Annotated in this window: 2 protein-coding genes and 1 pseudogene; all 3 read right to left on the reverse strand. The window is 48.3% G+C overall.

All coding sequences use genetic code 11. The features are described 5' to 3' along the window. Positions 1 to 168, reverse strand: a pseudogene (gene ubiB, locus R8N28_RS27190) (ubiquinone biosynthesis regulatory protein kinase UbiB); the annotation flags it as partial. After that, positions 165 to 800 (reverse strand): SCP2 domain-containing protein, encoded by a 636-nt coding sequence (locus tag R8N28_RS27195; protein WP_005456848.1) that lies wholly within the window; start codon positions 798 to 800, stop codon positions 165 to 167. The gene R8N28_RS27195 and the pseudogene ubiB, both read right to left, overlap by 4 nt. Positions 801 to 811: 11 nt before the next feature. Continuing rightward, on the reverse strand, positions 812 to 1,028 hold a 217-nt coding region (locus R8N28_RS27200), incomplete at its 5' end, for a class I SAM-dependent methyltransferase (RefSeq protein WP_318183913.1).

Consider the following 1,028-nt stretch of genomic DNA (forward strand, 5'->3'; position numbering starts at 1 on the left):
GCGCGCGCCACGCGGTTTTTCTGGGTGTTGGTTCTTAATCCAGAATAGGCTCTTGCGCATCAATAATGGCGCTTTGGTCAGTTGATGGTCGGGCAACAACTCATCCAAGCCGTATTCCAGCTGCACTTTGATGATGTGGTATAAGCGCTTTAGTTCTGCTGGCGTCATGGTTTCTCCAGCGCTGGCTTATCCGAACCAACTTTGCTCAATAGAGCATTAAGACGTGCTTCAACGCGAGAAGCCTGGCTACGTACCTCATCCACTTGATCGCAAAAATACGCGACTTCCAATGGTGCGGGTGCCAATTTCCACTCTTCTGTGACCACTTGAGCAAGGTGACGCTGATGTTTTTCCGCTTGAGAAACGAAGAAACCACCCACGTTTTTGGTGCCTTGTACCAAAGTGTGTGCAACTACATCGCCTGTTACGCGAGATAACCACTCTTCAATGTCCGGTTTGCAATCGGTCATCAACTGAGAAAATTTCTGCGCCAGTTGAATATCACCTTCAAGTTCAAGCTTGTCTTGCTTAATCAAGCGAGTGATGTTGGCTTGGTCACGCAGCTCAGGCAGCACACTCAAGTTCAACGAGAGATAGCAGTCAGGCTGACCTTCGTAGTTACCCAGCACATCAATCTGCTGACTGAAAACAAACGTCAGCGTCTTGTCGATTTCTTTGAGGTGAACTTGGATAACTTGGCCCTTGAGACGCGCTAAACGACGACCCAATGCAGGATCGTCTTTAATCAGTGTGTTCAGCGAAGTTTCAATGACAGCAGTGATAAGAGGTTCAAATGGCATGCCGTTAACCCTTAGAATTTGTAACCGCGGTGCAACGCCACAATACCACCCGTTAGGTTGTAGTATTTGGTGTTTTCGAAGCCAGCGTCTTGCATCATGCCCTCCAGAGTTTCTTGGTCTGGGTGCATGCGAATAGATTCAGCAAGGTAGCGGTAGCTTTCTGCGTCATTCGCGACCAATTCGCCCATTTTTGGCAATAGGTGGAATGAGTACGCGTCGTACACTTTT

This window comes from Vibrio sp. Vb1554, from assembly GCF_033344235.1.

What these genes read in the sequence shown, in the direction of transcription:
- R8N28_RS27195 (WP_005456848.1), bottom strand. Translation starts at nt 800, where the DNA reads ATGCCATTTGAACCTCTTATCACTGCTGTCATTGAAACTTCGCTGAAC.